22 protein-coding genes are annotated in these 26,692 nt (G+C 68.4%); 14 read left to right on the top strand and 8 right to left on the bottom strand.

All coding sequences use genetic code 11. From position 1 onward, the window contains the following. Positions 1-45 precede the first annotated feature (45 nt). Genes GH266_RS14315 through GH266_RS14305 form a run of 3 tightly spaced genes read right to left on the bottom strand, consistent with a single transcriptional unit; the run spans position 46 to position 3,873 of the window. Positions 46-1,596 (bottom strand): ABC transporter substrate-binding protein, encoded by a 1,551-nt coding sequence (locus GH266_RS14315; RefSeq protein WP_158194427.1) that lies wholly within the window; start codon positions 1,594-1,596, stop codon positions 46-48. A gap of 43 nt (positions 1,597-1,639) precedes the next feature. Further along, the gene (locus GH266_RS14310; RefSeq protein ID WP_158194426.1) at positions 1,640-2,830 is read right to left on the bottom strand and encodes an aminotransferase class V-fold PLP-dependent enzyme; all 1,191 of its coding nucleotides are present in this window, start codon (positions 2,828-2,830) and stop codon (positions 1,640-1,642) included. After that, positions 2,827-3,873 (bottom strand): isoaspartyl peptidase/L-asparaginase, encoded by a 1,047-nt coding sequence (locus tag GH266_RS14305; protein ID WP_209001460.1) that lies wholly within the window; start codon positions 3,871-3,873, stop codon positions 2,827-2,829. Before GH266_RS14305 ends, GH266_RS14310 begins: the two co-directional genes overlap by 4 nt. Before the next feature lie 185 nt (positions 3,874-4,058). Between GH266_RS14305 and GH266_RS14300 the strand changes: the two genes are divergently transcribed. Continuing rightward, positions 4,059-4,727 (top strand): GntR family transcriptional regulator, encoded by a 669-nt coding sequence (locus GH266_RS14300; RefSeq protein ID WP_158194424.1) that lies wholly within the window; start codon positions 4,059-4,061, stop codon positions 4,725-4,727. Between the two features lie 100 nt (positions 4,728-4,827). Here the strand turns inward: GH266_RS14300 and kdgD are convergent, their stop codons facing one another. After that, a complete protein-coding gene (gene kdgD, locus GH266_RS14295; protein ID WP_158194423.1) occupies positions 4,828-5,742 on the bottom strand; it encodes a 5-dehydro-4-deoxyglucarate dehydratase in 915 nt (304 codons plus the stop codon). 137 nt (positions 5,743-5,879) lie between these two features. Here kdgD and GH266_RS14290 point away from each other — a divergent pair, with 137 nt between their 5' ends. From GH266_RS14290 to GH266_RS14230, 13 genes are all read left to right on the top strand, one after another. Next, positions 5,880-7,418, top strand: a complete 1,539-nt coding sequence (locus tag GH266_RS14290; protein WP_158194422.1) for an aldehyde dehydrogenase (NADP(+)) — start codon at positions 5,880-5,882, stop codon at positions 7,416-7,418. Positions 7,419-7,534: 116 nt separating this feature from the next. Next, positions 7,535-9,619, top strand: coding sequence for a hydantoinase/oxoprolinase family protein (locus GH266_RS14285; protein WP_158194421.1), 2,085 nt, complete (start codon positions 7,535-7,537; stop codon positions 9,617-9,619). A 14-nt stretch (positions 9,620-9,633) separates the two neighbouring features. Further along, the gene (locus tag GH266_RS14280; RefSeq protein ID WP_158194420.1) at positions 9,634-11,271 is read left to right on the top strand and encodes a hydantoinase B/oxoprolinase family protein; all 1,638 of its coding nucleotides are present in this window, start codon (positions 9,634-9,636) and stop codon (positions 11,269-11,271) included. An 11-nt stretch (positions 11,272-11,282) separates the two neighbouring features. Next, positions 11,283-12,494, top strand: coding sequence for a pyridoxal phosphate-dependent aminotransferase (locus GH266_RS14275; RefSeq protein WP_158194419.1), 1,212 nt, complete (start codon positions 11,283-11,285; stop codon positions 12,492-12,494). After that, entirely contained in the window at positions 12,491-12,952 is a 462-nt protein-coding gene (locus GH266_RS14270; protein WP_158194418.1) for a RidA family protein, read from the top strand. The genes GH266_RS14275 and GH266_RS14270 overlap by 4 nt, the downstream gene beginning before the upstream one ends. A gap of 121 nt (positions 12,953-13,073) precedes the next feature. Continuing rightward, positions 13,074-13,766, top strand: coding sequence for a FadR/GntR family transcriptional regulator (locus GH266_RS14265; protein ID WP_158194417.1), 693 nt, complete (start codon positions 13,074-13,076; stop codon positions 13,764-13,766). Positions 13,767-14,046: 280 nt separating this feature from the next. Beyond that, positions 14,047-15,036, top strand: coding sequence for a TRAP transporter substrate-binding protein (locus tag GH266_RS14260; protein ID WP_158194416.1), 990 nt, complete (start codon positions 14,047-14,049; stop codon positions 15,034-15,036). A 33-nt stretch (positions 15,037-15,069) separates the two neighbouring features. Continuing rightward, complete coding sequence (locus GH266_RS14255) at positions 15,070-15,588, top strand: TRAP transporter small permease (protein ID WP_158194415.1); 519 nt, start codon at positions 15,070-15,072, stop codon at positions 15,586-15,588. Positions 15,589-15,594: 6 nt separating this feature from the next. Continuing rightward, the gene (locus tag GH266_RS14250) at positions 15,595-16,896 is read left to right on the top strand and encodes a TRAP transporter large permease (RefSeq protein WP_158194414.1); all 1,302 of its coding nucleotides are present in this window, start codon (positions 15,595-15,597) and stop codon (positions 16,894-16,896) included. A gap of 170 nt (positions 16,897-17,066) precedes the next feature. Then, positions 17,067-18,041 carry an AraC family transcriptional regulator gene (locus GH266_RS14245; protein ID WP_158194413.1) on the top strand — a complete coding sequence of 325 codons (975 nt, stop codon included), beginning with the start codon at positions 17,067-17,069 and terminating at the stop codon, positions 18,039-18,041. Positions 18,042-18,228: 187 nt separating this feature from the next. Then, on the top strand, positions 18,229-19,227 hold the full coding sequence (locus tag GH266_RS14240; protein WP_158194412.1) for a hypothetical protein: 999 nt from the start codon (positions 18,229-18,231) through the stop codon (positions 19,225-19,227). Between the two features lie 141 nt (positions 19,228-19,368). Beyond that, complete coding sequence (locus tag GH266_RS14235; RefSeq protein WP_158194411.1) at positions 19,369-20,055, top strand: hypothetical protein; 687 nt, start codon at positions 19,369-19,371, stop codon at positions 20,053-20,055. Between the two features lie 23 nt (positions 20,056-20,078). Further along, positions 20,079-22,619 carry a vWA domain-containing protein gene (locus tag GH266_RS14230; RefSeq protein ID WP_158194410.1) on the top strand — a complete coding sequence of 847 codons (2,541 nt, stop codon included), beginning with the start codon at positions 20,079-20,081 and terminating at the stop codon, positions 22,617-22,619. A 228-nt stretch (positions 22,620-22,847) separates the two neighbouring features. On the opposite strand, the gene GH266_RS14225 is transcribed toward GH266_RS14230, so the two are convergent. Genes GH266_RS14225 through GH266_RS14210 form a run of 4 tightly spaced genes read right to left on the bottom strand, consistent with a single transcriptional unit; the run spans position 22,848 to position 26,670 of the window. Further along, a complete protein-coding gene (locus GH266_RS14225; protein ID WP_158194409.1) occupies positions 22,848-23,837 on the bottom strand; it encodes an ABC transporter ATP-binding protein in 990 nt (329 codons plus the stop codon). Continuing rightward, entirely contained in the window at positions 23,834-24,853 is a 1,020-nt protein-coding gene (locus tag GH266_RS14220; RefSeq protein WP_199270329.1) for an ABC transporter ATP-binding protein, read from the bottom strand. The genes GH266_RS14225 and GH266_RS14220 overlap by 4 nt, the downstream gene beginning before the upstream one ends. A gap of 9 nt (positions 24,854-24,862) precedes the next feature. Beyond that, positions 24,863-25,678, bottom strand: a complete 816-nt coding sequence (locus GH266_RS14215) for an ABC transporter permease (RefSeq protein ID WP_199270328.1) — start codon at positions 25,676-25,678, stop codon at positions 24,863-24,865. Between the two features lie 50 nt (positions 25,679-25,728). Next, complete coding sequence (locus GH266_RS14210; RefSeq protein ID WP_158194406.1) at positions 25,729-26,670, bottom strand: ABC transporter permease; 942 nt, start codon at positions 26,668-26,670, stop codon at positions 25,729-25,731. Between the last annotated feature and the right edge of the window lie 22 nt (positions 26,671-26,692).

The following is a 26,692-nucleotide window of genomic DNA, read 5'->3' as shown; positions in this document are numbered from 1 at the left end:
GGCGGATCTGCGATGCCGGGCGAGCCGGTCAGGCGAGGACGCTCCTCAGTCGAGGGCGATCTTCGGCAGCGAGATGGCCGGGGCCGCCTCGCTCAGCGCGCCGCCGAGATGCACATAGCCCTTCACCTTGCGCGTATAGGCCTGCGCCTGTTCGCGGTAGTTGATGAAGATCCACGGCATCGTCTCCAGGATCCGCTCCTCCGCCTTGGCATAGACGGCCTTGCGCTCGGCCTGGTCGGTGAGCTGCCGGCCCTTGTCGAGCAGCGCCTCCAGGTCCTCGTCGCGGTAGCCGATGGGCTTGGCCCAGTAGGCGGATTCCGATCCGAGATAGTAGCTGTAGGCGTCCGGGTCGTTCAGCTTCATGGAGACGCCGTAGATCATCGCGTCGTAGTCCGCGCCGTTCTTGCGCGAGACGAGGTCGGACCATTCCACCAGGCGGATCGAGACGTTGACGCCGATCTCCTTGAGATTGGCCTGCAGGATCTGGGCGGTCGTGGTGTAGATGCCGAGGCCCTGGTAGACGATCAGCTCCATGTCGAGGCCCTCGCCGTGGCCGGCCTCGGCCAAAAGCGCCCTGGCCTTTTCGAGGTCGAGGGAGACGGCGCCCTTCAGGTCCGCATTGAAATAGGGCGAGTCCGGCGGCGTCGGCACCGAGAAGATCGGCGTGCCGTGGCCGAAGAAGGCGGCGCGCGAAATCGCCTCGCGGTCGACGGCGAAGGCCATCGCCCGGCGCACCCGCGGATCGTCGAACGGCGCACGGGTGGCGTTGAACCACACGCTCATGAAGGCGCCGGAGGCGGAGTCCACCTCGAAGTTCGGCATGCGCGCCAGCATGTCGATGTCCTTCCACGGCACGAAGTCGATCATGTCGAGCTGGCCCGAGCGCAGGGCCGAGACGCGGGCGTCGTCGCTCTTGATCATGCGGAAGTCGACCGTCTCGAGCTTCGGCTCGCCCTCGACGAAGTAGGAGGGGTTGGCGGCGAGGCGCGCGCGCACGCCGGACTCGTATTCGGCCAGCGTGAAGGGACCGGTGCCGTTGGCCTGCGACTTGATGTTGACGCCGGACTCGACCCAGGCCTTCGACACCATCGCCGCCTCGGGCAGCGCCAGGACGGAGAGGAGCGAGGCGTCGGGCTCCGACTTCTTCACCTCCACCGTGCGCTCGTCGATCTTGGCGATGGTGCAGTCGACCAGGTAGCCGCGCAGCGTCGCGCCGGTCGCCTCATTGCGGATGCGCTCCAGCGAGAAGACGACGTCGTCCGCGGTGAGCGCGCTGCCGTCATGGAAGGTCACGCCCTCGCGCAGGCGGAAGACGATGGTCGCCGCATCCGGCTGCTCCCAGCTTTCGGCCACCGCCGGCACGATCTCGCCCTTGGTGTCGAAGGTGACGAGGGGCGAATAGAGCACGCCGATCAGCACCTTCCAGGAATTGCCGGCATAGATGTGCGGGTCGATGTTGGTGACCTCGGTCACCGTGCCGTAGCGCAGGGTTCCCGCCTTGCCGGCGGCAAAGGCGCTGAGCGAGGTGCCGCCGAGGGCGAGACCCGTGAGGGCCGTCAGGCCCGTCAGGGCGAAGCTGCGACGTGTCATTTCCATGATGAGGCTTCCTTCTGGCTGGTTCTTTTTATCTTTGATGGGGTCACGGCAACACGTCGACGAGACGGTCGATCTCGTCGGCGTCGTTGTAGTAGCTGGGCGAGATCCGCAGGCGGCCGCCCCGCTGGGCAAGGTCGACACCGGCCTCGCCCAGTCGTCTGTCGAGCTCTTCCGGCCCGAAGGCCGGATGGCTGAAGGAGAGATTTCCCGAGCGCTCGCCGGCGCCGAACGGGCTGTGGATCTCGTAGTCCTTGGCGCGCAGGCCTTCGGCGGCGCGGGCGGTCAGCGACAGGATATGCGCCTCGATGGCGCGCGGGGTGAGCGCCAGCTGCATGCGCACCGCCGCATCCAGGCCCCAGATGCCGGGGAAGTTGACCAAGGCCTCCTCGAAGCGGCCGGCGCCGGGACGATAGTCCAGCACATAGTCCATATGCGCCTCGCCGCGGTCGACCGTGTGGTAGCCGACGGAAGTCGGCTCGAGCTGGTCGAGCACCGCGTCGCGGCAATAGAAGATGCCGGTGCCGACGGGGGCCAGCATCCATTTGTGGCCGCCGAAGGACATGAAGTCGATGCCGTAGCGCTCGACATCCATCTCCAGCGCGCCGACCCACTGGATGGCGTCGAGGTTGAGCAGCACGCCCTTTTCGCGGCAGAGCGTCGCCGTCGCCTCCAGGTCCTGGCGGAAGCCGTTGGAGAACTGCACCGAGCTCAGCGAGACGAGGCGCGTGCGGGCATCCATCGCCTCGCGGATGTCGTCGACGAGGATGCGCCCGCCGCGGTTCTTCACCCAGCGGATGTTGACGCCCCGGGTCGCCAGCTTCATCCAGCAATAGACGTTGGAGGGGTATTCGATATCCGGCAGGACGACATTGTCGCCCTCCTTCCAGGCCAGGCCGTTGGCGACGTTGACGAGGCCTTCCGTGGTGTTCTTGACGAAGGCGATCTCGCTGTGGCGGGCGCCGATGAGCTGGCCCACCCGCGACTTGATCATCTCGTCCGCATGGCTGCACCAGCGGGGATAGTCGTTGCGGCCATTGTCCCGGCAATTGCCGAGGAAGCGCTCGACGGCGGCGACCACCGGCAGGCTCAGCGCGCCGATGGAGGCATTGTTGAGATAGGTGCGCTTCTGCTTGATCGGGAACAGGCGGCCGACATCGGCCAGCGTGGTGCCGGCGATCCCGTCCGGATCCTCGGCGAACAGCGGGTTGACGGGCGCCTGGTCGATGACAGTCATTCGGGGTCTCCTGAGAATTGCGGGTCGGCGGACGCGGCCGTCCCGCCCAGCGCCCTGAGGGCCGCCGCGGCCGCCCGGGCGTGTCTCTCGGCCCGTGCGTGCGTGGTCGCCGCAGAGCCGGTATCGGCATGAAGGGTTGCGATGCGCGCCTCGCGGCGCTCGGGGCGCGCAAATCCCTCGCGCCACAGCCAGTAATGGTTGCCGGGCTCGCCGTTGACGGCGACGACCGCATGCTCGCCGGTCCTGTCGATGGCGTGGATGGTGACGCGGCCGATCAGCCCGCCCTTGAGGGCGCGCATGTCGTCGACGGCGGCATCCACCGCCTCTCCGACGGTCATGCCCATCTTCATGTAGAGCACCACCGCGCGGGCGGTGCCGCAGCGGATGGTCATCTCGCCGACGCCGGTGCAGGCGCAGGCGCCGAAGCGGCTGTCCGCATAGGAGCCGGCGCCGATAACCGGGCTGTCGCCCAGGCGCCCCGGATATTTCCAGCCCCAGCCGGACGTGCTGGTGGCGGTGGCAAGGCTGCCGCGGCCGTCGAGGCCGAGAAACACCGTGGTGTCCTTGCCGATCTCCGGGTCCATCGACTGCCAGCACAGCTTGCGCAGGTCCGTGCCCGGCCAGGCTGCGCGCTCGTCGTCCCGCAAGCTTTCCTGGAACCAGGCACTCCAGGCGACGCGGGCATGGTCGGCCAGCAGCTCGCCCTGCTCGGCGCCGATCTCGCGGGCAAACCGCATGGCGCCCTCGCCGACGAGGAATTCGTGCGGCAGCTCCTCCAGCAGGCGGCGGGCGATGGAGACCGGGTGCAGGAAGCCGGTGACGGCCCCGACCGCGCCGCTGCGCAGCGTGTCGCCGTCCATCACCGAGGCGTCCAGCTCGACGATACCGAGGAGATTGGGCCAGCCGCCGCGCCCGACGGTCCACACCGAAGGGTCCGCCTCGACCAGGCGCACGCCGGCCTCCAGCGCATCAAGGGCCAGGGCACCGCCTGCCAGCAGCTCGGCCGCGGCCTCGATGCCGCAGGCTCCCTCGTTGTTGCTCAAGACGGTGCACAAGGTCTCGCACCCTTCGATCCGGGGTTTTCGGCACATCCGGATTTTGTGTATAATGAATATTGGATACAAAATAAAGTCCCATATGAAAGCCGACCCGACAGGGCCTGCAGCTGGTGCGAAGCGGCCCGGCTTGGGATATTGGTGCAACGGTGAGAAGAGCCTGGAGCCCGTTCATGGATGACGCGACACACCTGATCGCCCGCAAGACCGTCACCATGCAGGTCACCGAGCGGATACGCTCGATGATCCTTTCCGGCGAGCTGGCGAGCGGCGAGAAGCTGAAGCAGGAAAAGCTCGCCGCGCGGCTGGGGGTGAGCCGGGTGCCGGTGCGCGAGGCGCTGAACCAGCTCGAGGCGGAAGGCCTGGTGAAGGTGGAGGCGCACAAGGGCGCGGTGGTCAGCGGCGTCTCCATCGAGGCGCTGCGCGAGATGTACGAGCTGCGGGCGCTGCTCGAGCCGTGGCTGATCGGAATCGCTATCCCGGCCATGCAGCCGGACGACTTCGCCGCGGCCGAGGCGATCCTCGACCAGATGCTCGACAAGTCCACCCAGACCCACTGGACGCGGCTGAACTGGGCGTTCCACCACGCGCTCTACACGGCGGCGGACCGGCCGCAGACCCTCGACATTCTCGAAAAGCTCTACATCAACACCTATCGGCACTTTCCCGTGCCGATGCGCTTCACCATCGGCAGCGAGGCGATGGATGCCGAGCACCGCCGCATCCTGAAACTGTGCCGCGAGGGCAATGTGGCCGAGGCACAGGCCTTCCTGAAGGACCACATCATGCGCGGCTCGGTCTCGCTGGTGGAGCGGCTGCAGCGCGCAGAACCGCAGGACTGAGACCGGAGGGCGCGCGCTCCGTCGCGACCGCGCACGAAAAAGGCCCGCGGGAGAGCCTCTCCCGCGGGCCTTTGTTCTCCGGCTGCCCGATGACAGCGCGTCAGCTGGCGCGGCGTTCCGCGAAGGAGATCAGTTCGCCGAGCAGGCGCTCCTCTTCTGCCGTCGGATCGGTCAGCGGCGTGCGCACCGGGCCGGCCTCGAAGCCCTTGAGCCGCACGCCCGCCTTGATCAGCGACACGGCATAGCCGGGGGCGCGCGCGCGCAGCTTCATGAAGGGGAAGAAGAAGCCCTTCAGCAGGGTCTCGCAGGTGGCGGTCTCGCCGGCGCGCAGCGCCTTGTAGAACTCCACCGCCATGCCCGGCACGAAGTTGAAGACGGCCGAGGAATAGGTGGTGAAGCCGGCGGCGAGATAGGCCTCGGCGAAGAGCTCGGCCGTCGGCATGCCGCCGAGATAGGTGAGCCGGTCGCCGACGGTTGCCGTGACCTCACGCACCAGGCCCATTTCGCCGCTGCCGTCCTTGAAGCCGATCATGTTGGGGCAGGCTTCGCACAGGCGGGCGACCGTGTCCGCCTTGTAGATGGCGTTGTCGCGATTGTAGATCATCACGCCGATGCCGACGGCATCGCACACGGCCTTGGCATGGGCGTAGAGGCCCTCCTGCGAGGCGTCGATCAGGTAATGCGGCAGCAGCAGCAGGCCGTCCGCGCCGGCGGCCTCGGCCTGCTTCGCGATGGAGACGGCCAGCGCGGTGCCGTAGCCGCAACCGGCGACGATGGGCGTGTCGCCGGCCGCTTCCTTGGCCGCGCGCACCACATGCGGGATCTCGTCCGGCGCCAGCGAGAAGAACTCGCCCGTGCCGCCGGCGGCGAAGAGGCCGGCGGCCTCGAAGCCGGACAGCCACTCCACATGCCGGCGATAGCTCTCGGCGTTGAAGCCGCCGCCTTCTGTGAAATGCGTGACAGGGAACGACAGGAGGCTCAAAGCGAGCCTTTCCTTGAGTTCGATCGGGTCCATGGAAGCGCTCCTCGTTGGCTTGTCTGGTTTCCTGAGCTTCTACCGAGCATCAGATGAAAGTCAACAGTTGTATGATGTCTTATTTTATGATGGGTTGCGCGGACCGAACGTTCACATGCGGCAAGGAGCATCCCGACATGGCCTATCGTCCCCACGGCGCCCATCTCATCGCCGGTGCGCGCGTCGACAGCAGCGCCCGTTTCGACAGCCGGCCGGTCAGCGGCCCCTCCCATGCCTTCGCCAATGGCGGGGCAGGCGAGATCGACACGGCGGTGCGCGCCGCGGAAGCCGCCTTCGCGAGCTACGCCCACACCTCGCGCGAACAGCGCGCAGCCTTCCTGGAGGCCATTGCCGAGGCCATCGAGGCGCGCGCCGAAGATCTCACCCCGGCGGTGATGGCCGAGACCGGCCTGCCGCAGGCGCGGGTCGAGGGCGAGCGCGGCCGCACCACCGGCCAGTTGCGCATGTTCGCCGGCCATATCCGCGCCGGGCGCCATCTCGACCTGTGCGTCGACGAGGCTTTGGCAGGCCGCACGCCGCCGCGCCCGGAGCTGCGCCTGTGCATGCGCCCGCTCGGGCCCGTCGCCGTGTTCGGCGCGTCGAACTTCCCCCTCGCCTTTTCCACCGCCGGCGGCGACACGGCAGCCGCCCTTGCCGCCGGCTGCCCGGTGGTGGTGAAGGGCCATCCCGCCCATCCGGCGACCGGCGAGATCGTCGCGGAGGCCATCGAGGCGGCGCGCATCGCCTGCCAGCTGCCGGCCGGCACCTTCTCGCTGGTGCAGAGCGCCGACCGGGCGGCCGGAGAGGCCCTCGTCACCCATCCGCTGATCCGGGCGGTCGGCTTCACCGGCAGCCTTGCCGGCGGGCGGGCGCTGTTCGACCTTTGCGCCCAGCGCGCGGAGCCGATCCCGTTCTTCGGCGAGCTCGGTTCGGTCAATCCGGTCTTCGTGCTGGACGAGGCGCTGCGGACCCGCGGGGCGAACATCGCCCGCGAATGGACCGCCTCGCTGGTGATGGGCGCCGGCCAGTTCTGCACCAATCCCGGCGTCCTGGTGCTGCGCGCGGGCGAGGCGGCCGAGGCCTTCATCGCCGAGGCGGCGCGGGCCCTGTCGCAGGTGGCGCCGCAGCCGATGCTGACGGCCGAGATCGCCGCCTCGTTCCGCAAGGGTGCGGGCGATCTGGAAGCGGCCGGCGGCAAGCCGGTGCATCTCGGGCCGTCCTGCGGCTCGCGCGAGGCCTCGCCCGTGCTGCTGCGCACGCAAGGCGCCCGGTTCCTCACTGAACCGCATCTTGCCGAGGAAGTGTTCGGCCCGCTCGGGCTGGTGGTGACCGTCGCCTCGGCCGAGGAAATGGCGCAGGTCGCGCAAGGGCTCGCCGGCCAGCTCACCTGCACCCTGCAGCTGGAGCCGGGCGACATGCCCAAGGCGCGCGCCCTGGTGCCGGTGCTGGAGCGCAAGGCCGGCCGGCTGCTGGTCAACGGCTATCCGACCGGCGTCGAGGTCTGCGACGCGATGGTGCATGGCGGGCCCTATCCGGCCTCCACCAATTTCGGCGCGACCAGCGTCGGCTCGATGGCGATCCGGCGGTTCCTGCGCCCGGTCTGCTACCAGAACATGCCGGCCGAGCTGCTGCCGGAGGATGCGCGGACGGATGCGCGGGCGGGGGCGCAAAACTGATGCAATCACACATCAGACGTCTTGACATTTTCATGTAGTATGTTGTCATACAAGTGACATGGCCGGCTCCGGGAGGGGCCGGCGCGGCTTTAAGGCAAGCGGGAGACGCGGCGAACATGACGAAGGACGGCAAGCAGATCCGGATAGGGGCCGACATCGGCGGAACCTTCACCGATGTTGCCATGGAAGTTGGCGATGCCATGCACTCCGCCAAGGTGCTGACCAACTACACGGCGCCCGAGCAGGGCATCGTCGACGGCGTGCGGCTGGTCGCGGAACGCGCCGGCGTCTCGCTCGACCAGATCGACACGCTCATCCACGGCACCACGCTGGCCACCAACGCCCTGATCGAGCGGCGCGGCGCGCGCACCGCCTTCATCACCACCAAGGGCTTCCGGGACGTCATCGAGATGCGGACCGAGAACCGCTTCGAGCAGTACGATCTCGACATCGTGCTGCCGGCGCCCCTGGTGCCGCGCGACGAGCGCTTCGTCCTCAATGAGCGCATCGACGCACACGGCAACGTGCTGAAGGAGATCGACGAGGCCGAGCTCGACGCGCTGGTCGAGACCGTGCTGGCGGGCGGCTTCGAGAGCATCGCCGTCGGCCTCATCCACTCCTATGTCAACGGCGCGCACGAGCGGCGCGTCCGCGATGCGCTGCTCGCCCGCCGGCCGGACCTCTTCGTCTCGATCTCGAGCGAAGTCTCGCCGCAGATGCGCGAGTTCCAGCGCTTCAATACGGTCTGCGCCAATGCCTATGTGAAGCCGCTGATGGCCTCCTACCTGCGCCGGCTGACCGACAGCCTGAAGGCCGCCGGCACCACCTGCCCGGTCTTCATGATCCATTCGGGCGGCGGCATCATCAGCGTCGAGAGCGCCATCGAGTTCCCCGTCCGGCTGCTGGAATCGGGCCCGGCAGGCGGCGCCATCTTCGCAGCGCACATCGCCCGCCAGCACGGGCTGGAGCGCGTGCTCTCCTACGACATGGGCGGCACCACCGCCAAGATCTGCCTGATCGACAACCAGGTGCCGAAGACCGCCAAGACCTTCGAGGTCGCCCGCACCTACCGCTTCAAGAAGGGCAGCGGCATGCCGATCTCGATCCCGGTGATCGAGATGGTCGAGATCGGCGCCGGCGGCGGCTCCATCGCCGCGGTCGACGCCATGCGCCAGATCCGCGTCGGCCCGCACAGCGCGGGTTCCGAGCCGGGCCCCGCCTGCTACGGCCGCGGCGGCGACAAGCCGACGGTCACCGATGCCGACCTGCTGCTCGGCAAGCTGGCGGCTGAGGGCTTTGCCGGCGGCTCGATGACGCTGGACACGGGTGCGGCAACGGGCGCCATCGAGCGCGATCTCGCCCGCCCGCTCGACATCGACGGCACCACGGCCGCCTTCGGCCTGTGCGAGGTCGTCGACGAGAACATGAGCAACGCGGCGCGGATGCACGCCGTCGAGAACGGCATGGAACTGGCCGACTACACGATGATCGCCTTCGGCGGCGCAGCGCCCCTGCATGCCGGCCGGCTGTGCGAGAAGCTCGGCATCAGCGAGTTGCTGGTGCCGCCGGGCGCGGGCGTCGGATCGGCCATCGGCTTCCTGCGCGCGCCCTTCGGCTTCGAATCCGTGCGCAGCGCCTTCCTGCGCCTCAGCGCCTTCGACGCCGGCAAGGTCAACGCCGTGCTGAAGGAGCTGGCCGAGGAGGCGACCGCCTTCGTGCGCTCCGGCGCGCCGGACGCGGTGCCGAGCCTCGAATGCACCGCCTACATGCGCTATGCCGGCCAGGGCTGGGAAGTGCCGGTGGCCGTGGATGTGCGCGACTACGCCGCCGGCGAGGTCGACGTCTTCCGCAAGGGCTTCGAGGAGGTCTACGAGCAGCTGTTCGGCCGGCTGATCGACAAGCTCGACATCGAGATCGTCAGCTGGTCGCTGCGGGCGAGCTCCGAGGCCTATCCGGCCCCGCGCGTGCCGCGCGTCGAGGCGAAGCGCCGGCTGGAGGCGCCCGCGACGCGGCAGATGTTCGAGGCCCGCACCGCCGGCTTCGTCACCGCCGCGGTCGTCGCCCGCTCAGAGCTTGCGCCGGGCGACTGCATCGCCGGCCCCGCCGTCATCACCGAGAACGAGACCACCACGATCATCACGGATGGACAGGAAGCGGTCTTCCAGGCGGACGGATGTCTGCTCGTCCGCTCGAAAGCGTGAAGGAAACACAAGCCATGACCGGAAATTCGCTCTCCGACGTCCGCATGCAGGTCATGTGGAACCGCCTCATCTCGGTGGTCGAGGAACAGGCCGTCACGCTCATCCGCACCGCCTTCAGCACCAGCGTGCGCGAGTCCGGCGACCTGTCCGCCGGCGTCTTCAACCGCGGCGGCAAGATGATCGCCCAGGCGGTCACCGGCACGCCGGGCCACGTCAACGCGATGGCCGAGGCGGTCGGCCATTTCATCAACGACATCGGCCGGGAGAACATCTTCGAAGGCGACGTCTACATCACCAACGATCCGTGGAAGGGCACCGGCCACCTCCTCGACATCACCATGGTGACCCCGTCGTTCCGCAATGGCGCGCTGGTCGGCTTCTTCGCCTGCACCGCGCATGTGGTGGACGTGGGCGGCCGCGGCTTCGGCCCCGACGCCAACGAGGTCTACGAGGAAGGCATCTTCATCCCGATCATGAAGTTCGTCGAGCGCGGCACCGTCAACCGGGACCTCGTCAACATCCTGCGCCACAATGTGCGCGAGGCGGACCAGGTGGTCGGCGACATCTTCTCGCTGGCGGCCTGCAACGAGACCGGCCACCGGCGGCTGATGGACATGATGGGCGAGTTCGGCCTCGCCGACCTGGAGGAGCTCGCCGATTTCGTCTTCGAGCGCAGCTACACCGCGACGCTGGAGCGGATTGCGGCGCTGCCGAAGGGCTCCTACGACAATGTCATGCGCGTCGACGGCTATGGCAGCCCGGTCGACCTGGCCGTGCGCATCGACGTGCACGACGACCACATCCTTGCGGATTTCGACGGCACCTCCGGTCCGAGCCCCCTCGGCATCAACGTGCCGATGATCTATTCCAAGGCCTATGCCTGCTACGGGCTGAAATGCGCGCTGGCCCCGGACATTCCCAACAATCACGGCTCGCTCGCCCCGTTCCACTTCTCCGCGCCGACGGGCTGCATTCTCAACGCGCAGCATCCCGCCCCGGTGGCGGTGCGCCATGTGCTCGGGCATTTCATCCCCGACGCGGTGCTCGGCGCGGTGCACAAGATGCTGCCCGGCCGGGTGCCGGCGGAAGGCTCCGGCGCGCTGTGGAACCTGCATGTCAGCGCGCGTCCGCTGCAGGGCGCCGAGGCTCCGGCCGACGGCGGCCGGCGGGCCGAGGTGCTGCTGTTCAACAGCGGCGGCGCGGGTGCGCGGGCGAGCCTCGACGGCCTCAGCGCCACCGCCTTCCCCAGCGGCGTCCATTCCATGTCGATCGAGGCGACCGAGCATGTCGGCCCGGTGATCTTCTGGCGCAAGGAGCTGCGCGACGGGTCGGGCGGCGCCGGCCAGTATCGCGGCGGCCTCGGCCAGGTGGTCGAGATCGGCGCGGCGGCCGGCCACGAGTTCCACTTCAACGCCATGTTCGACCGCATCGACCATCCCGCGCGCGGGCGCGACGGCGGCCATGACGGCGAGCCCGGCTCGGTGACGCTGGACGACGGCACCCGCCTTGCCTCCAAGGGACGCCAGCACGTGCCGGCCGACCGGCGGCTGATCCTCTCGCTTCCCGGCGGCGGCGGCTTCGGCGCCCCGGACAAGCGGGACCCGGATGCGGCGGCCCGCGACGAGGCCTTCGAATATGTGGTGGCCAAATGAGCGGGGTCGCCATGAGCTATGAGGCCGAGCGCGCCAGCCGCATCAAGCTGTCGCCGGCCATGGCGATCTCGGTGCGGGCGCGCGAATTGCGCGCCGGCGGCGCCGACATCGTCGACCTCAGCGTCGGCGAGCCGGACTTCGACACGCCCGCCCATGTGCTGGACGCGGCCGAGGCGGCGATGCGGGCCGGCGAGACTCATTACACCGCCGCCGACGGCACGGCAGAGCTGAAGGACGCCATCGTCGCCAAGTTCGCGCGCGAGAACGGGCTGGAGGTCTCGCGCCAGGAGGTCTCGGCCGGCAACGGCGCCAAGCAGGTCATCTTCAATGCCCTGATGGCGACGCTGGAGCCGGGCGACGAGGTGCTGGTGCCGACGCCCTACTGGGTCTCCTATACGGACATGGCCGTGCTGCTCGGCGGCGTGCCGAAGGTCGTCGAGTGCCCGATCGAGGCGGATTTCAAGCCGACGCCGGAGCAGCTGGAAGCGGCGATCACCCCGAAAACGCGCTGGCTGTTCCTCAACTCGCCGGGCAATCCGTCGGGCGCCGCCTTCTCCCGCGCCGAGCTCGAAGCGCTGGGAGCGATGCTCGAGCGGCACCCGCGGGTGCTGGTCCTGTCGGACGAGATCTACGAGCACATCCTGCATGACGGGGTCGAGGCGACGCCCTTCCTTGCCGCCTGCCCGCAGTTGCGCGACCGCACGGTGACGGTCAACGGCGTCTCCAAGGCCTATGCGATGACCGGCTGGCGGATCGGCTATGCGGCCGGACCTGCCGGCCTGATCAAGGTGATGGCCAAGATCCAGTCGCAGAGCACCTCCAACCCCTGCTCGGTCGCGCAGGCGGCGGCCATCGCCGCGCTGAACGGGCCGCAGGACTTCGTGGCCGAGGCGGGCCGCGAATACACCGCCCGGCGCGACCTGGTGATGGAGGGGCTGTCCGGCATTCCCGGCCTCCGCCTGCGCAAGCCCGAGGGCGCGTTCTACGCCTTCGTCGAGTGCAAGGGCCTGATCGGCCGGCGCCGGCCGGACGGCGCCCTGCTGACCAACGATGCGGACGTGTGCGAGTACCTGCTGGAGGCGGCGGGCGTCGCCACCGTGCCGGGCGCCGCCTTCGGCCTGTCGCCCTATGTGCGTCTGTCCTTCGCCGCCGCACGTCCCCTGCTCGCCGCCGCCTGCACGCGCATCCGCGCGGCGGTCGCAGCCCTTGGAGAGGCGGCATGAGCCCGCTGGAGCGGCTGCGCGAGCTGGGGCTGGAACTGCCGCCGGTGCGCGGGGCCGCGGGCTCTTATGTTCCCACCCGGCGGGCAGGCCCCCTCCTGTTCCTGTCGGGACGGGGCGGGGCAGGCGCCGACGGGCAGGTCGCCTCGGGCCGCGTCGGCGAGAGCGTGACGACGGACGAGGCGCAGGCCCATGCCCGCTCGGCCGGGCTGCAGCTGCTGGCCGCCGCGCAGGCGGAGCTCGGCGATCTCGGCCGCATCCGCGCCGTGGTCAAGCTTCTGGGGATGGTCAATGCGGTTCCCGGCTACCGCGACCATCCGAAGGTGATCGACGGTTGCTCCGACCTCTTCCTGCAGGTACTGGGCGAGGCTGGGCGCCATGCGCGCAGCGCGGTCGGCGTCGCCTCGCTGCCGCACGACATGAGCGTCGAGGTCGAGGCCATTTTGCTGGTGGATGACTGAGGGGAAACCGGTCCCGACATCGACTATCGTAGCAGCACGGGCGCGGCTGCCGCTCTGGAACGACCATGTGGTCTGTTATATGATGCCCAACAGGCACAGCGGGACGCAAAAAGGAACAAGAATGCTCGGGAGACGGGAAAGCCTTTCATCGCAGCTCAAGAAGCAGATCCTGCAGAAGATCGACGACAAGGTTTATCTTCCCGGCGAGCGCATCCCTTCCGAAAGCGACCTGTGCGCCGAATTCGGCGTCAGCCGCACCGTGGTGCGCGAGGCGGTGGCCTCGCTGCGGGCCGACGGCGTGCTGAAGTCGCGCCAGGGCATCGGCGTCTTCGTCGACGACGCCCCGCGCCTGCAGCCCTTCGAGATCTCGCCGCTGCCCGATGCGGCGGTGCAGGAGATCCTGCAGATCCTGGAGCTGCGCCTCAGCGTCGAGCTGGAGGCCGCGGCCATGGCGGCCGAGCGGCGCAGCAAGAAGCAGCTGGCCGAGATCCGCACCGCGCTGGAGCGGCTGTCGGCGGAAGGCGCCGGCCAGAGCGGGCCGATGGATTTCGAGTTCCATCTCGCCATCGCCCGGGCCACCAACAACCCGTATTTCGAGAAGTTCCTGACCTTTCTCGGGCCGCAGATCATTCCGCGCCTGCGCGTCAATGCCATCGCCGGCACGGCCCGCACCGGGGCCTATAACGACAAGCTGCAGGACGAGCACCGCGCCATCCTCGACGCGATCGAGGCCGAGGACCCGGCCGCCGCGCGCGACGCCATGCGCCGCCACCTGTCGGGCAGCCTGATGCGCTACCGCCAGTCCGCCGTCTGACGCTGCCCCTGCCGGCGCCCGCCGGCAGCACGCACCCGTTTCGCCCGCATCGCTCCAGCCCGTGAGGCATCCGGCCACTCCCGGCCGGCTGCGCGGCCGCGCGCGCCCGCTCGACTGCCCCCTCGACAAAATTTGCCGGAATCGCCGAAACCGCGTTTTACGGTTTTGACACATATGACAACATATGACAGTCTGCATACCTAAAGCGAGAGGCAAGCCAATTGCCCACGCGCCAGGAAACCCGCCGGCGCCCCATCGACCCAACAGACGGAGAACAAGAATGTCCCTGAAGTCCCTGCTTCGCGCGTTCGCCCTGGCCTCGGCGACGCTCGCCTTCGCCGGCCCGGCCCTTGCGGCCACCCAGTGGACGATGGCCTCGGGCTATCCCGAAACCAGCTTTTTCACCAAGAACATCCGCCAGTTCATCGCGGCGGTGGAGGAGAGGACCAAGGGCGAGCTGAAGATCGACCTGCGCTCCCATGACAGCCTCATCAAGCTCGACAACATCAAGCGCGCCGTGCAGTCGGGCCAGGTGCAGATCGGCGAGATCCGCATGGGCGTCTACGGCAACGAGCAGGAGATGTTCAATCTCGACAACATTCCCGGCGTCGTGCCGACCTTCGACAAGTCGTGGAAGCTGATGGAGGCGCAAAAGCCCTTCTACGACGAGTGGTTCGGCCGCAACGGCATGCGCGTCATCACCTATGTGGCCTGGCCGGGCCAGGGCTTCTTCACCGCCGCGCCGATCGCCTCGCTCGACGACCTGAAGGACGTGAAGCTGCGCATCTACTCGCAGCAGACCCAGGTCATGGGCGAGAAGCTCGGCACCCAGGCGATCATCCTGCCCTTCGCCGAAGTGCCGCAGGCCTTCGCCACCGGCATGATCGAGGCGCTGTGGACCAGTGCCCAGTCGGGCACCGACGTGCAGGTGTGGGACTATCTCGACGTGTTCACCTATACCGGCACGATGCACAACAAGAACGCCGTGATCGTCAACGAGCGCGCCCTTCGCGCCCTGCCCGACGACATCCGCAAGATCGTCCTGGAAGAGGGCGAGGCGGCGACCGCGCGCGGCTGGGAGCTGGCCAAGGCCGCCAGCGAGGAGCGCGAGAACGTCCTCAAGGAGCACGGCATCACCATCAACCAGGCGCCGCAGGACGTGCTCGACCGCATCGACGCGATCGGCAAGGAGATGGTCGCCGACTGGATGACCCGCGCCTCCGACGCGGAAAAGGCGGTCTACGAGGCCTACCAGGCATCGCTCGACTGATCCGGCAACAGCCAAGGAGGGAGGGATCGGCTCATGATCCGACGCGTCCTCGACAGCCTCTATGAGGCGGCCGGCTATCTGGCAGCCTTGTTCCTGATCGGCATCGGCGTGACGATCGTCGTGCAGGTGGTGGCCCGCACCCTGTCGGTCACCGTCGATTCCACCGAGGCGGCCGGACTGTGTCTGGCCGCCGCCACCTTCTTCGGCCTGGCGCATACGTTCCGGCACGGGGCGCATGTGCGCATCACGCTGGTGGTCAGCCACCTGCCCGCCGGGCCGAAGCGGGTCTTCGAGATCTTCAACTGTCTCGTCGCCGGCGCCGCCGTGTGCTTTCTCGCCTGGCACGTCATCGAGCTGACCTTCCAGTCCTACGACTACAACGACGTCAGCCCGGGCCTCTTGGCCATGCCCTTCTGGATCCCGCAGGCCGGCGTCTCGGTCGGCGTCGTGCTCTTCGCCGTCGCGATCCTCGACGACCTGGTGCAGGTGCTGCTCGGCCGCGAGCCGAGCTACGACCGCGATACCCATCCCGAAGACAGCCACGCGGAGTAGGCCCTCATGGACATGATCTTCGTCTCCGCCATCACCCTGGCGGTCCTCATCTTCGGGCTGCTGGCCGCCGGCGTGTGGGTGTCCGTCACGCTGCTGGCCGTCGGCATGGCGATGATGGGGCTGTTCACCTCCGCCCCGACCGGCTCGCTGATCGCCTCGACCCTGTGGGACAGCAGCTGGGGCTGGGCGCTGACCTCGCTGCCGCTGTTCGTGTGGATGGGGGAGATCCTCTTCCGCTCGAACCTGTCGGTCAGGATGTTCCGCGGCCTGGCGCCGCTGGTCGGGCGCCTGCCCGGCGGCCTGCTCCACGTCAACATCCTGGGCTGCGGCGTGCTCGCCGCGATCACCGGCTCCTCGGCGGTCACCTGCGCCACCATCGGCCGCATGACGGTGCCGGAACTGTCGGAGCGCAAGTATCCCGACAACATGACGATCGGCACGCTGGCGGGCTCCGGCACGCTCGGCCTGCTGATCCCGCCCTCGATCATCATGATCGTCTACGGCGTGACGGCGGAACAGTCGATCGGCCGCCTGTTCATCGCCGGCGTGGTGCCCGGCCTGCTGCTGATCGCCCTGTTCATGGGCTACACGGCGATCTGGAGCCTCCTCAACCGCGACAAGATGCCGGAGCCGGAAACCGCGCCGAGCTGGCGCGCCAAGCTGGCGGGCCTGCGCAACCTCGCCCCCGCGGTCGGCCTGATCGCGCTGGTGATCGGCTCGATCTACGGCGGCTTCGCCACCCCGACCGAGGCGGCGGTGATCGGCGTCATCGGCGCGCTGGCCCTGTCGGCGCTGAGCGGCACCTTGACGCGGGCGACCTTCATGGACGGCGTCATGGCGGCCGTGCGCACGTCCTGCATGATCTCCTTCATCATCGCCTGCGCCGCGTGCCTGTCCATCGCCGTCGCCTTCGTCGACCTGCCGCGCCAGCTCGCCGGCTGGGTCGATGCGCTGAACCTGTCGCCCTACGCGCTGCTGGCGGTGCTCGGCCTGCTGATCCTCGTCCTCGGCTGCTTCCTGGAAGGGATCTCGATCATCGTGCTCACCTCCTCGGTGATGCTGCCGATGGTGCAGACGGCGGGCGTCGACCTGATCTGGTTCGGCATCTTCATCACGATCCTGATCGAGGCGGCGCAGATCACCCCGCCGGTCGGCTTCAACCTGTTCGTGATGCAGAGCGTGACGGGCGCCAACATCCTCACCGTGGCGAAGGCGACCTTCCCGTTCTTCCTGCTGCTGATGGGGCTGCTGACGCTGATCACCCTGTGGCCGGACATCGTGCTCTGGCTGCCCCGGCTGATGAACTGAGGGCGCGGCAGCCTCCCACCTGTCCTCCCGCCGCCTCCCTCGGCCTGGCAGGCGCCTGCAGATCGCGGGCGCCTGCCTTTTTTCGTGCCCGCCGCGCCGTACCGCGCCCCACGCTCCCCGACGTCGGGCCGGCGCTGGACAGCGCCTCCGGGCACAACTATTGCTAGAGCATGACGGTCCTGACCCTCTCCGCCAGCGATTTCGATCCGGATGTCAGGGTGGCAGCCTTTCAGGATGCCGTCGCCTCCATGTGCCGGCTCGAGATCACTCCCGACGACAGCGCCAGCTTCCGGTCGGAGACGACCATCGGCCTGCTGCCCGGCCTGATGACCGGCCAGACCATGCATTCCCGGTGCGACGTGGTGCGCACCAGGGCGCTGGCGGCGGAAACCGGCGACAACGTCATGGTGCATGTGCCGCTGTCCGGCGGCTTTTCCATGTACCAGCAGGGCGGCAGCAATGTCGTGTGCACGCCCGGCTCGGTCTATCTCGACCCCAACGAGATGCCCGGCTCGGCCGAGTTCCACGGCGAGCGCAACGACGCCTTCTACCTGTCGATCCCGCGCGCCCTTCTCGCCTCCGCCGGCACCAGCCTCAACGGCGCCCTGCGCGAGGTGCAGCCGGTGACGCCGCAATGGCGCCTGCTGCTGCGCTACGCCCGCTCGCTGCACGAGGAACTGGCCCTGCTGCCGGCCGAAGAGATCGCCACCTGCTCCAGCCACATCCACGACCTGACGATCATGGCGATGGGCGCCTCGCGCGAGGCCGAGGAGATCGCCAAGGGGCGCGGCGTGCGCGCCGCAAGGCTCAAGGCGATCAAGGCCGACATCGAGCAGAACCTCGTCTCGCCGCAGCTCGCCAGCGAGTGGATCGCCGCGCGCCATGCCATCTCGCCGCGCTACATCCGCTCGCTGTTCGCCGGCGAGGAGACGAGCTTTCGCGACTATGTCGCCCAGCGCCGGCTGCTGCTGGCCCACCGGCGCCTGTGCGATCCGGCCGAGAGCGCGCTCGGCATCAGCGAGATCGCGCTGTCGTCCGGCTTCAGCGACCTGTCCTGGTTCAACGCCAGCTTCCGCCGCGCCTTCGGCAAGACGCCCAGGGAGGTGCGCGCCGCAGCGCTCGCCGCCGCCTTCGCCGCGAAGTGAGCGCAGCGCCCGGCCGCCCGGCCCGGCGCGCGGATCACGAAGCCGCGAGCGGGCCGGATCTGTGCCGCCCGGCCCGCAGTCGCTACCGCTGCCCCCAAGAGCGGGACCTGCGAAGCGACTACGCTCGCCTCGCATCCCGCACGGGATGGCGCGATTCATGACCACATCTGCTGCGGGAGACCCTTGAATGTGGGATTTCAGTATTGGCCGGTCGCTCGGCCTGATGGCGAAGACCGCCCCCTTCATCGTCTTGCGGATGGTGGTCTATTTCGGCATCGCCTGCGCCTATGTGATCGTCACCGGCACCGGCGCCGGCATCGGCTGGGGCATCGGCGGCTTCGGCGACGAGGGCTTCCGCGCCAGTTCCACCATGTGGGGCGGCATTGCCGGCTTCGGCCTGACGGCCGGCGTCCTCTACCTGCTGCGCGAATACATTCTCTATGTGGTCAAGGCCGGCCACATCGCCGTGCTGGTGGAGCTCATCGACGGCAAGCAGATGCCGGACGGCAAGGGCCAGATCGCCCATGCCCGGCAGGTGGTGACGGCCCGCTTCGCCGAGGCGAGCGTGCTCTTCGCCATCGACCAGCTGATCAAGGGCGTGCTCGCCGCCGTGACCGGGCTGATCCAGGGCATCGCCTCCTTCCTGCCCATTCCCGGCGTCCAGCAGATCATGGGGCTGGTGCGCGCCTTCCTGCGCATCGCCATCGGCCTCGTCGACGAGGTGATCCTGGCCCACGCGATCCGCACCCGCAGCGACAATCCCTGGGCCTCGGCCCGCACCGCCCTGGTGCTCTACGGCCAGAATGCCGGGCGGATGATGAAGAACGCCGCCGTGCTGACCTTCATCGTCTACGGCCTGTCGTTCCTGGTGTTCCTCGTCATGCTGGCTCCGGCGGCGGCGGTGGTCTACCTGATCCCCGGCGCCTGGTCGGCCGGCGGCATCGTCTTCGCGCTGATCTTCGCCTGGGCGGTCAAGGCAGCGCTGATCGAGCCCTTCGCCATCGCCTGCATGATGCAGGTCTTCTTCAAGGTCACTGCCGGCCAGACGCCCGATCCCGCCTGGGACGCCAAGCTGTCGCAGGTCTCGAAGAAGTTCGACACGATCAAGCAGAGGAGCGGGTTGTGGTCGCCGGCCCCCTCGCCCGCCGAGCCTGCACCGCAGGCCGGAGCGCAGCAGCAGGCCTGAACGCCGCGGCAATCGCTATCGAACATCGCTTTTGGTCCGGCTCAATCCGGCATTTGCCTTTTAGGTTGGCAAAGCAGGGACGCAACTGTCGGAACCGGACCGCAGACGGGGGCGCTTCATCCCACCCGAAGGATCCATGAAATGATTTCCAGATCACGTCTTGCCTGCGGCGGCATCGCAGCCCTCGCCCTGCTTGCGGCGACCGCCGCCCAGGCACAGCCCGCCCCCCAGGTCGCGCCACAAGCCGACTTCGTGTTCGACACGCTCGGGCCGGCTGCCTGCGAAATGCCGCCGCCCGGCTTCGACATCTCGCAGTTCCGCAACTTTGTGGAGACCAAGCCGGACGCCCCCGTCACCAGGGGCGAGATTGCCGGCGGGATCGCTGCCGGCTTTGCGGGCGGCGGGCTCTACGGCACGGACGAGGGCGGCGGCCTCGTCGTCGGCGTCCAGGGCATGGTGTTCGACGACGCGCCGGCCCTGACCATGCTGTGCATGGTGCTGGTCCGCCTCGGCGACAGCGATGCCACATCGGGCGCCATCGTCGGCGAGGACGGGCTGGGCAGCGCTCCCGACGGCGCCTTCCTCGGCGTCTTCAAGCTGGTGCAGCGCAACGATGCGGACGTGCCCGTCACCCTGGCCACCGGCACGGTGGAGAGCGGCTCCGTCTCCTTCGACCTGCGCGAGGGGTTTCTCGTCGACGGGTCGGTCACCCTCGAGGGCAGCTATCGGCAGCTGCCCACCGACGAGGCCGTACCCTTTTCGGCCCGCATCGCCATCCCGCGCGCCGAAAACGTCCTGCGTCCGGCCCTGAGGCTCGCCCGCGACTGAGCGGCCGCATGAGGAGGAAGATCATGACACAGTCCGGCATCCGGGCGGCGCTCGCCGCCGCAACGCTCTGCGCGTTTGCCGCCGCACAGGCGAACGCCCAGTCATCGCCCCCACAGCCGACAACGCCGCAATCCGGCAAGGCGGCCATCCTCATTCTCGATGCTTCCGGCTCGATGTGGGGCCAGCTCGACGGCGGCATCACCAAGATCGAGGTGGCGCGCGAGGTGATGGGGCAGTTCTTCGCCACGCGCGATGCGACCATCCCGCTCGGCGTCATCGCCTATGGCCACAACCGGCGCGGCGACTGCTCCGACATCGAGATCATCGCCCGCGCGGGCAGCCAGAACCCCGGCGCCCTGTCGCAGCGGCTCAACCGCATCAACCCGCGCGGCATGACGCCGATTTCCGAGAGCCTGCGGATCGCGGCCCGAGAGATCCCGCCGACGGCCGAGGAGGCCGACATCATCCTGGTCACCGACGGGCTGGAGACCTGCGATGCGGATCCTTGCGCGGTCGCCGCCCAGCTGGCGCAGGAAGGCATCAAGATCCGCGCCCATGTGGTCGGCTTCGGCCTGAGCGAGCAGCAGGCGAATGCGCTCGCCTGCGTGCCCGACCAGACCGGCGGCCAGCTGCTGCGCCCGCAGTCCGGCGCCGAACTCACCGATGCGCTCAACCAGATCGCGGCGGCCGAGCCGATGCCAGAACCAGAGCCCGAACCGACTGTTCAGGAAAACTTCTTCGACATCGGGCCGAAGGCCGAGGCCGGCCATACCTACCGCATCTCCTACAAGGGAACGGCGCGGCCCGTCGACTATGCGGGCTTCACCCGGCGCGGCGAGGCAGAGCCCGATGTCAGCCCGTCCTACGGCGTGATCGGCGGCAGCGGCAAAACCGGCAACAACCCGTTCACGAAACAGGCGCCGCCGGAGCCGGGCGACTACGACCTCATCCTCTCCGTCGCGGGTCAGGGCGTCATCGCCCGCCAGGCGATCGAGGTGGTGTCCTCGTCCAACGGGTTCGACCCCATCGGCTCGGTGGAGCCGGGCAAGCGGTTCCGCTTCACCTGGCGCGGGCCGGACCGGGTCGAGCAGCGCGTCGTCATCGCACGGCCGGGCGATCCTGCCGGAACCTATGAAGGCGACTGGGGCTATGCGCTGCACAAGAACGGGCGCATGGGCCTGCGGGCACCCGCCGAGCCCGGCCTTTACGAACTGCGCTACCTGTCGGCCAGCCGCAAGGAGATCCTGTTCTCCCGCACCTTCGGCGTCGGGGTGCCTTACGAGGATGCCGATCTGACGACCAGCGCGGAGCTGGCGGAACGCGCCCTGGCCGCGACGCAGGCCGCGCCTGGACAGGACCCGCTGCCGATGGTGCCCGCCACCTTCCGCCTGCCGGACGGCTTTCCGCCGACGCCGCTGTCCTGGTCTGCCGTGCCGCTCGACCCGGACATGAGCCCGGAAGCCTGGGCGCCGCAGTCGGACATGGTGGTCGGCGAGGGCGAGTTCGAGCCGGGCCGCTACGAGGTCTCGACCATGGGACCGGGCGAGACCGAGTTCCGCGGCGTGGTCGAGATCGTGCCGGGGCAGCCCAACGACTTCGTCATCCCGCTGGTCGGCGGCGGCGAGGCTGAGCAGAACCCGCCCGGACAGCGCGGCGATGCGGGCTCCTCGGGCGGCAGCACCCTGGCCGGGGAGAGCCAGGGCATGGCCTGCCGCAGCCCGACGGGCTGCGCCTATCACGACCCGGTGACGGGGCTGGCGTTGATCCTGCCGCAGGGCTGGGACATCGACCCGCCCTTCTTCTACGAGACGGCGGGCGGGGCGAGAGCCGGCCTGCCCTCCGCGACGCTGTCGCGCACCATTGGCGGCGACATGCAGCAGATCATGCTGAACCCGCGCCAGTGGATGACCTCCAGCGGCCCCTGCACCGACACGCCGGCGGGCGAGCTGTGCCGGGCGACCAGCACCGACGTCGCCTATCTCGGCGCCTTCGAGGTGGTGCGCTCCTCGCTGCGGATCGCGGCGGCCAGCGCCGCGCCGGATCCGTCCGCGGCACCGCGCAGCACCGCCTCGGCGGCAGGCGCAGGCGCGAGTGCTGGCGCAGGCGCGAGTGCCGGCGCGGGGACAGGTTCCAGTCGGGGCGGGGATATCCAGCCGCGCAACGGCCGCTGGACGGTGACGCTCGGCCGGACCGTCGTCGAGGGCTGCCCGGCGATGATCGCCGAGCAGATCCGCGGTGCGGGCCTCGAACGTCGCTCGGGCACCCGCGAGATGACCTTTTCCGATCCGTTCCATCCCGGCCCGCTGATGGCCGATGCGCCGATGCAGGTCGGGTGGTCGCGCACCGGACCCGGCAGCTGGCAGGCGACGCTGGTCGGGCAGTCGATGGGGCCGACCGGCCAGATCGACGTGCGCCTTGAGCTGACCGTCGTGTCGGAGACCGAGCTGCACGAGGTCAACCATTTCTCGATGCAGCTTCCGGCGCCGTTGATGGCCGCTCTCGGCGGCGGCGGCAGCGGCGCCTGCACCTCGCGCACCGGGGCGACGTGGACCTGGCAGGGCTGAGCCCGGCTTATCCCCGCTCGCGCGGCGCGCGGCGTTTCTCCTCTATCCCCGTTTTCTCCGGTCCTGTTTCCGGCCCCTTCTCCGGTCCCGGCAACAGGACCGGAGCTTTTCGGGCGAAGAGACGCGATGTGCCGGGATTGAGAGGCCCGTCTCGAAATTTCGCGATTTCGAGACGGAATTTTGCAAAATCCGTCTCGAATTTCTCACAGCCCCACGCGCGGGGATAGACTACACTTCGCGCCAGAAATGGCATGCCGCGCGGTGCTGCGGGGAGACCGTCTCCAGTTCGGGCCCGACCTCGCGGCACATCTCGCGGACATGGGCGCAGCGGCTGGAAAAGCTGCAGCCCGGCGGCGGGTCGAGCGGGTTCGGCAGATCGCCCTTCAGCACGATGCGGCGCGAGCGGTACGAAGGGTCGGGCCGGGGAACGGCGGACAGGAGCGCTTTCGTGTAGGGGTGTTTGGGCGAAGCAAAAAGCTCGTCCTTCGGCCCCTGCTCGATGATCCTGCCGAGATACATCACCGCGATCTCGTGGCTGATGTAGCGCACCACGCCAAGATCGTGGGAGATGAAGACGTAGCTGACCCCGAGCTTTTCCTGAAGATCCGTCAGAAGATTGATGATCTGGGCCTGGATCGAGACGTCGAGCGCCGAAACCGGCTCGTCGCACACGATCAGGCTCGGGTCCACGGCCAGCGCGCGGGCAATGGCGATGCGCTGGCGCTGTCCGCCGCTGAACTGGTGGGGATAACGGTCCATCTGGTAGGGCGCCAGCCCGACGAGGTCGAACAGCCGCGCAACGCGCTCGCGCACGTCCTTTCGGGTCGCGATCCTGTGGAGCAGCATCGGCTCGGCGACCAGCTGACCGGCGGTCATCTTGGGATGCAGCGAGGAAAACGGGTCCTGGAAGACGATCTGCATCTTGCGTCGCATGGCACGCAGGGTTGCCGCCGACGCCGTCGTCACGTCCAACCCGTCGAGCCGGACCTCGCCCGCGGTCGGCTGCTCCAGCCTCAGCAGGCTCCGGCCGAGCGTGGATTTCCCGCAGCCGCTTTCGCCGACGATGGCGAAGGTCTTGCCCTTGCCGACCGTGAAGCTGACATCGTCGAGCGCCTTCACCGTCTGCGTATCGCGGCGGAACAGGCCGCGCCCGCCGACGTTGAAATGCTTGGTCAGGTTGCGAACTTCAAGCAAGGGCGTTTCGTTCTGTTTGGTCATGCGCTCGCTCCCGGTCCGGCGTTCCAGCACGCAACCTTGTGGCCGGCCCGTTTTTCTTCGAGCGGCGGCCTTTCCGCACGGCATTTGTCGTCGCTGAACCTGCAGCGCGGATGGAAAGCGCATCCTTTCGGCCGGTCGTGCGGCGGCGGCACGGTGCCGGGAACCGGCTGGAGGCGGTGCTGCTCGCCCTCCACGGCGGGGATGGATGCAAGAAGCCCCTGCGTGTAGGGATGGGACGGCGCGGCAAACAGGCTGTGAACCGGCGCCTGCTCGATGATGCGTCCCGCATACATGACGATCACGTCGTCGGCCATCTCGGCAATGACGCCGAGGTCATGGGAAATGAGCATGATCGCCGTGCCCGACTCCGTCTTCAGCGAGCGCATCAGGTCGAGGATCTGGGCCTGGATCGTCACGTCGAGCGCGGTGGTCGGCTCGTCGGCGATGAGGACACGCGGCTCGCAGGCAAGCGCGATCGCGATCATCACCCGCTGGCGCATTCCGCCCGAAAGACTGTGGGGATATTCGTCGACCCGCTTCTCCGGGTTCGGGATGCCGACCTTGCGCAGCAGCTCGACGGCCTTCCGGCGCGCCGCGGCGGAACCGAGCGAGGAATGGGCCCGCAGCGCTTCGCCGATCTGGTAGCCCACCGTGTAGACCGGGTTCAGGCTCGTCATCGGCTCCTGAAAGATCATCGAGATGCGGTTGCCGCGCACCTGCTCCATCTGCTTGTCGGACAGCGGGACCAGATCGCTTCCGTCGAGCAGGACCTGCCCCCCGGCGATCTTCGCAGGCGGGGTGGGGATAAGCTTCATGATCCCGAGCGAGAGCATGCTTTTGCCGCAGCCGGACTCGCCCACGATGCCTAGCGTCCTGCCTTCATGGACCTGAAAGCTGGCCCCTTCGACGATCGGGGAGATCATCTTGCCCGTCGCGAGCTCGATGGTGAAATCCCGGATGTCGAGAACGGGGCCTGCCGCGGCCGCGGCTGCGGGGATATCTGCATGGTTGGTCATGGTCGTCCCTCAGCTTCGCAGGCGCGGATCGAGGATGTCGCGCAATGAATCACCGAGAATGTTCATCGACAGGACAAGGAAGAAGATCACGAAGCTCGGGATCAGCGTCACGTGGGGGGCAAAGAAGAAGAACCCGATGCCCTGTGCCGCCATGGTGCCGAGCTCCGGTTGCGGAGGCTGCGTCCCGAGGCCGAGAAAGCTCAAGGATGCGCCCAGCAGGATCGCCTGGCCGAGCCGCAGGGTCAGGAACACCACGATGGTGGAGATGCAGTTCGGCAGCACGTAGCGCCAAAGCAGGGCCCAGTCGTTCAGCCCGATGGCGCGGCCGCTGCTGACGTAGTCGTGGGCCAGCGCCATCAGCGCGGCACCGCGCGCGATGCGCGCGACCAGCGGCGTCGTCGACACCGAAAGCGCGATGACGACGGCAGTGGTTCCCGAACCGATGATCGCGGCGATGGCGAGGCCGAACAGGATTGCCGGAAACGAGAGGATAACATCCATCAGGCGCATCAGGATCGTATCCGACTTCGGGTAGAAGCCGGCGACCAGGCCGATCACCGTGCCGACGGTTCCGCCTACGAAAACTGCCGAGAAGCCCAGCAGGATCGTCACCCTCAGCCCGTAAAGGCTGCGGCTGAAGATGTCGCGGCCCTGGCCGTCGGTCCCGAAGAGGTGCTCGAAGGAGGGCGCCTTGAGAACCTTCATCATGTCGATTGCGAGGGGATCGTACGGTGCGATCCACGGCGCCAGAAGCGCACCCAGGAACAGCGCCGACAGCATGGCCAGGGCAATGCACGATACCGGGTCGCGGCCGAGCGACACCATCAGGTGGCGTCCCGGGAACCCCGCCTCTGCGGGGGAAGAAATGGGAGAAGTCATTTCGCTTGCACCCTTGGGTCGAGCACTGCGTAGAGCAGATCAACGATAAGGTTCATGGCGATGAAGCCGAGGGAGAGCGCAATGATGGCGCCCTGCGCGACGGGTATGTCGTTGGCGACGATGGCGCCGACCGCCAGCCGTCCGACGCCCGGCCAGGAGAAGATCGTCTCGGTGACGATGGCGCCCCCGAGCAGATAGCCGATCTGCAGGCCGACAAGCGTCGTCACGGGGATCAGGGCATTGCGCAAGCCATGGCGAAACGTCACGACGCGTTCGCTCAAGCCCTTGGCGCGGGCCGTTCGCACATGGTCGGCTTTCAGCGTTTCCAGCATCGACGTGCGGGTCATGCGCGCCACGGGACCGATGAAGATCAGCCCCAGGCAGACGGATGGAAGAACCGCGTGGCGGAACCCGTCCAGCGTCCAGAGGGGGCCGCCCCGGCCCGTGAACGGCAGCAGCTGCAGCTTGTAGCCGAACACCCACAGCAGGATCATGCCGATCAGGAAGACCGGCAGAGAAACGCCGGCGACCGACCCGCCCATGATCACCCGGTCCCAGATCGTTCCGCGCCGCGAGGCCGCGAAAACGCCGAGCAGGATCGCCGTCGGCAAGGCCCAGACCAGGCACAGGACGACGAGTTCGAGCGTGGCGCCGAATGCCCTGGACAGCTCTTCCGCGACCGACATGTTGTTGACGAGCGAGGTGCCGAGGTCGCCGGTCAGGACGTTGCCGACATATCGCAGGAATTGCTCCCACAAGGGGCGGTCGAGGCCCATCTCCGTACGGATCTGGGCGATGACTTCGGCGCTGGCCGCGGGCCCTGCGCGCACCGTCGCAGGGTCCGAAGGCACGAGGTTCAGCAATATGAAGCCTATCACCAACACCCCGAGGGTGACCGGGACAGCCAGCAACAGGCGTTGAAGAGCGTATCTCAGCATGCGTTTGGTCTCCCGGACACTC

Origin of the sequence: Stappia indica (assembly GCF_009789575.1) — a bacterium.
Classification (GTDB): Bacteria; Pseudomonadota; Alphaproteobacteria; order Rhizobiales; family Stappiaceae; genus Stappia; species Stappia indica_A.
This window is presented reverse-complemented; position numbering and strand designations above follow the sequence as displayed.

Coding starts and splice junctions, on each gene's coding strand:
- GH266_RS14275 (WP_158194419.1), top strand. CDS start 11,283: ATGAGCTATGAGGCCGAGCGCGCCAGCCGCATCAAGCTGTCGCCGGCC.
- GH266_RS14215 (WP_199270328.1), bottom strand. CDS start 25,678: ATGGTGTCGCTCGGCCGCGACCCGGTATCGTGCATTGCCCTGGCCATG.
- GH266_RS14270 (WP_158194418.1), top strand. CDS start 12,491: ATGAGCCCGCTGGAGCGGCTGCGCGAGCTGGGGCTGGAACTGCCGCCG.
- GH266_RS14315 (WP_158194427.1), bottom strand. CDS start 1,596: ATGGAAATGACACGTCGCAGCTTCGCCCTGACGGGCCTGACGGCCCTC.
- GH266_RS14265 (WP_158194417.1), top strand. CDS start 13,074: ATGCTCGGGAGACGGGAAAGCCTTTCATCGCAGCTCAAGAAGCAGATC.
- GH266_RS14260 (WP_158194416.1), top strand. CDS start 14,047: ATGTCCCTGAAGTCCCTGCTTCGCGCGTTCGCCCTGGCCTCGGCGACG.
- GH266_RS14255 (WP_158194415.1), top strand. CDS start 15,070: ATGATCCGACGCGTCCTCGACAGCCTCTATGAGGCGGCCGGCTATCTG.
- GH266_RS14290 (WP_158194422.1), top strand. CDS start 5,880: ATGGCCTATCGTCCCCACGGCGCCCATCTCATCGCCGGTGCGCGCGTC.
- GH266_RS14210 (WP_158194406.1), bottom strand. CDS start 26,670: ATGCTGAGATACGCTCTTCAACGCCTGTTGCTGGCTGTCCCGGTCACC.
- GH266_RS14250 (WP_158194414.1), top strand. CDS start 15,595: ATGGACATGATCTTCGTCTCCGCCATCACCCTGGCGGTCCTCATCTTC.
- GH266_RS14310 (WP_158194426.1), bottom strand. CDS start 2,830: ATGACTGTCATCGACCAGGCGCCCGTCAACCCGCTGTTCGCCGAGGAT.
- GH266_RS14220 (WP_199270329.1), bottom strand. CDS start 24,853: ATGACCAACCATGCAGATATCCCCGCAGCCGCGGCCGCGGCAGGCCCC.
- GH266_RS14235 (WP_158194411.1), top strand. CDS start 19,369: ATGATTTCCAGATCACGTCTTGCCTGCGGCGGCATCGCAGCCCTCGCC.
- GH266_RS14300 (WP_158194424.1), top strand. CDS start 4,059: ATGGATGACGCGACACACCTGATCGCCCGCAAGACCGTCACCATGCAG.
- GH266_RS14230 (WP_158194410.1), top strand. CDS start 20,079: ATGACACAGTCCGGCATCCGGGCGGCGCTCGCCGCCGCAACGCTCTGC.
- GH266_RS14225 (WP_158194409.1), bottom strand. CDS start 23,837: ATGACCAAACAGAACGAAACGCCCTTGCTTGAAGTTCGCAACCTGACC.
- GH266_RS14245 (WP_158194413.1), top strand. CDS start 17,067: ATGACGGTCCTGACCCTCTCCGCCAGCGATTTCGATCCGGATGTCAGG.
- GH266_RS14240 (WP_158194412.1), top strand. CDS start 18,229: ATGTGGGATTTCAGTATTGGCCGGTCGCTCGGCCTGATGGCGAAGACC.
- kdgD (WP_158194423.1), bottom strand. CDS start 5,742: ATGGACCCGATCGAACTCAAGGAAAGGCTCGCTTTGAGCCTCCTGTCG.
- GH266_RS14280 (WP_158194420.1), top strand. CDS start 9,634: ATGACCGGAAATTCGCTCTCCGACGTCCGCATGCAGGTCATGTGGAAC.
- GH266_RS14285 (WP_158194421.1), top strand. CDS start 7,535: ATGACGAAGGACGGCAAGCAGATCCGGATAGGGGCCGACATCGGCGGA.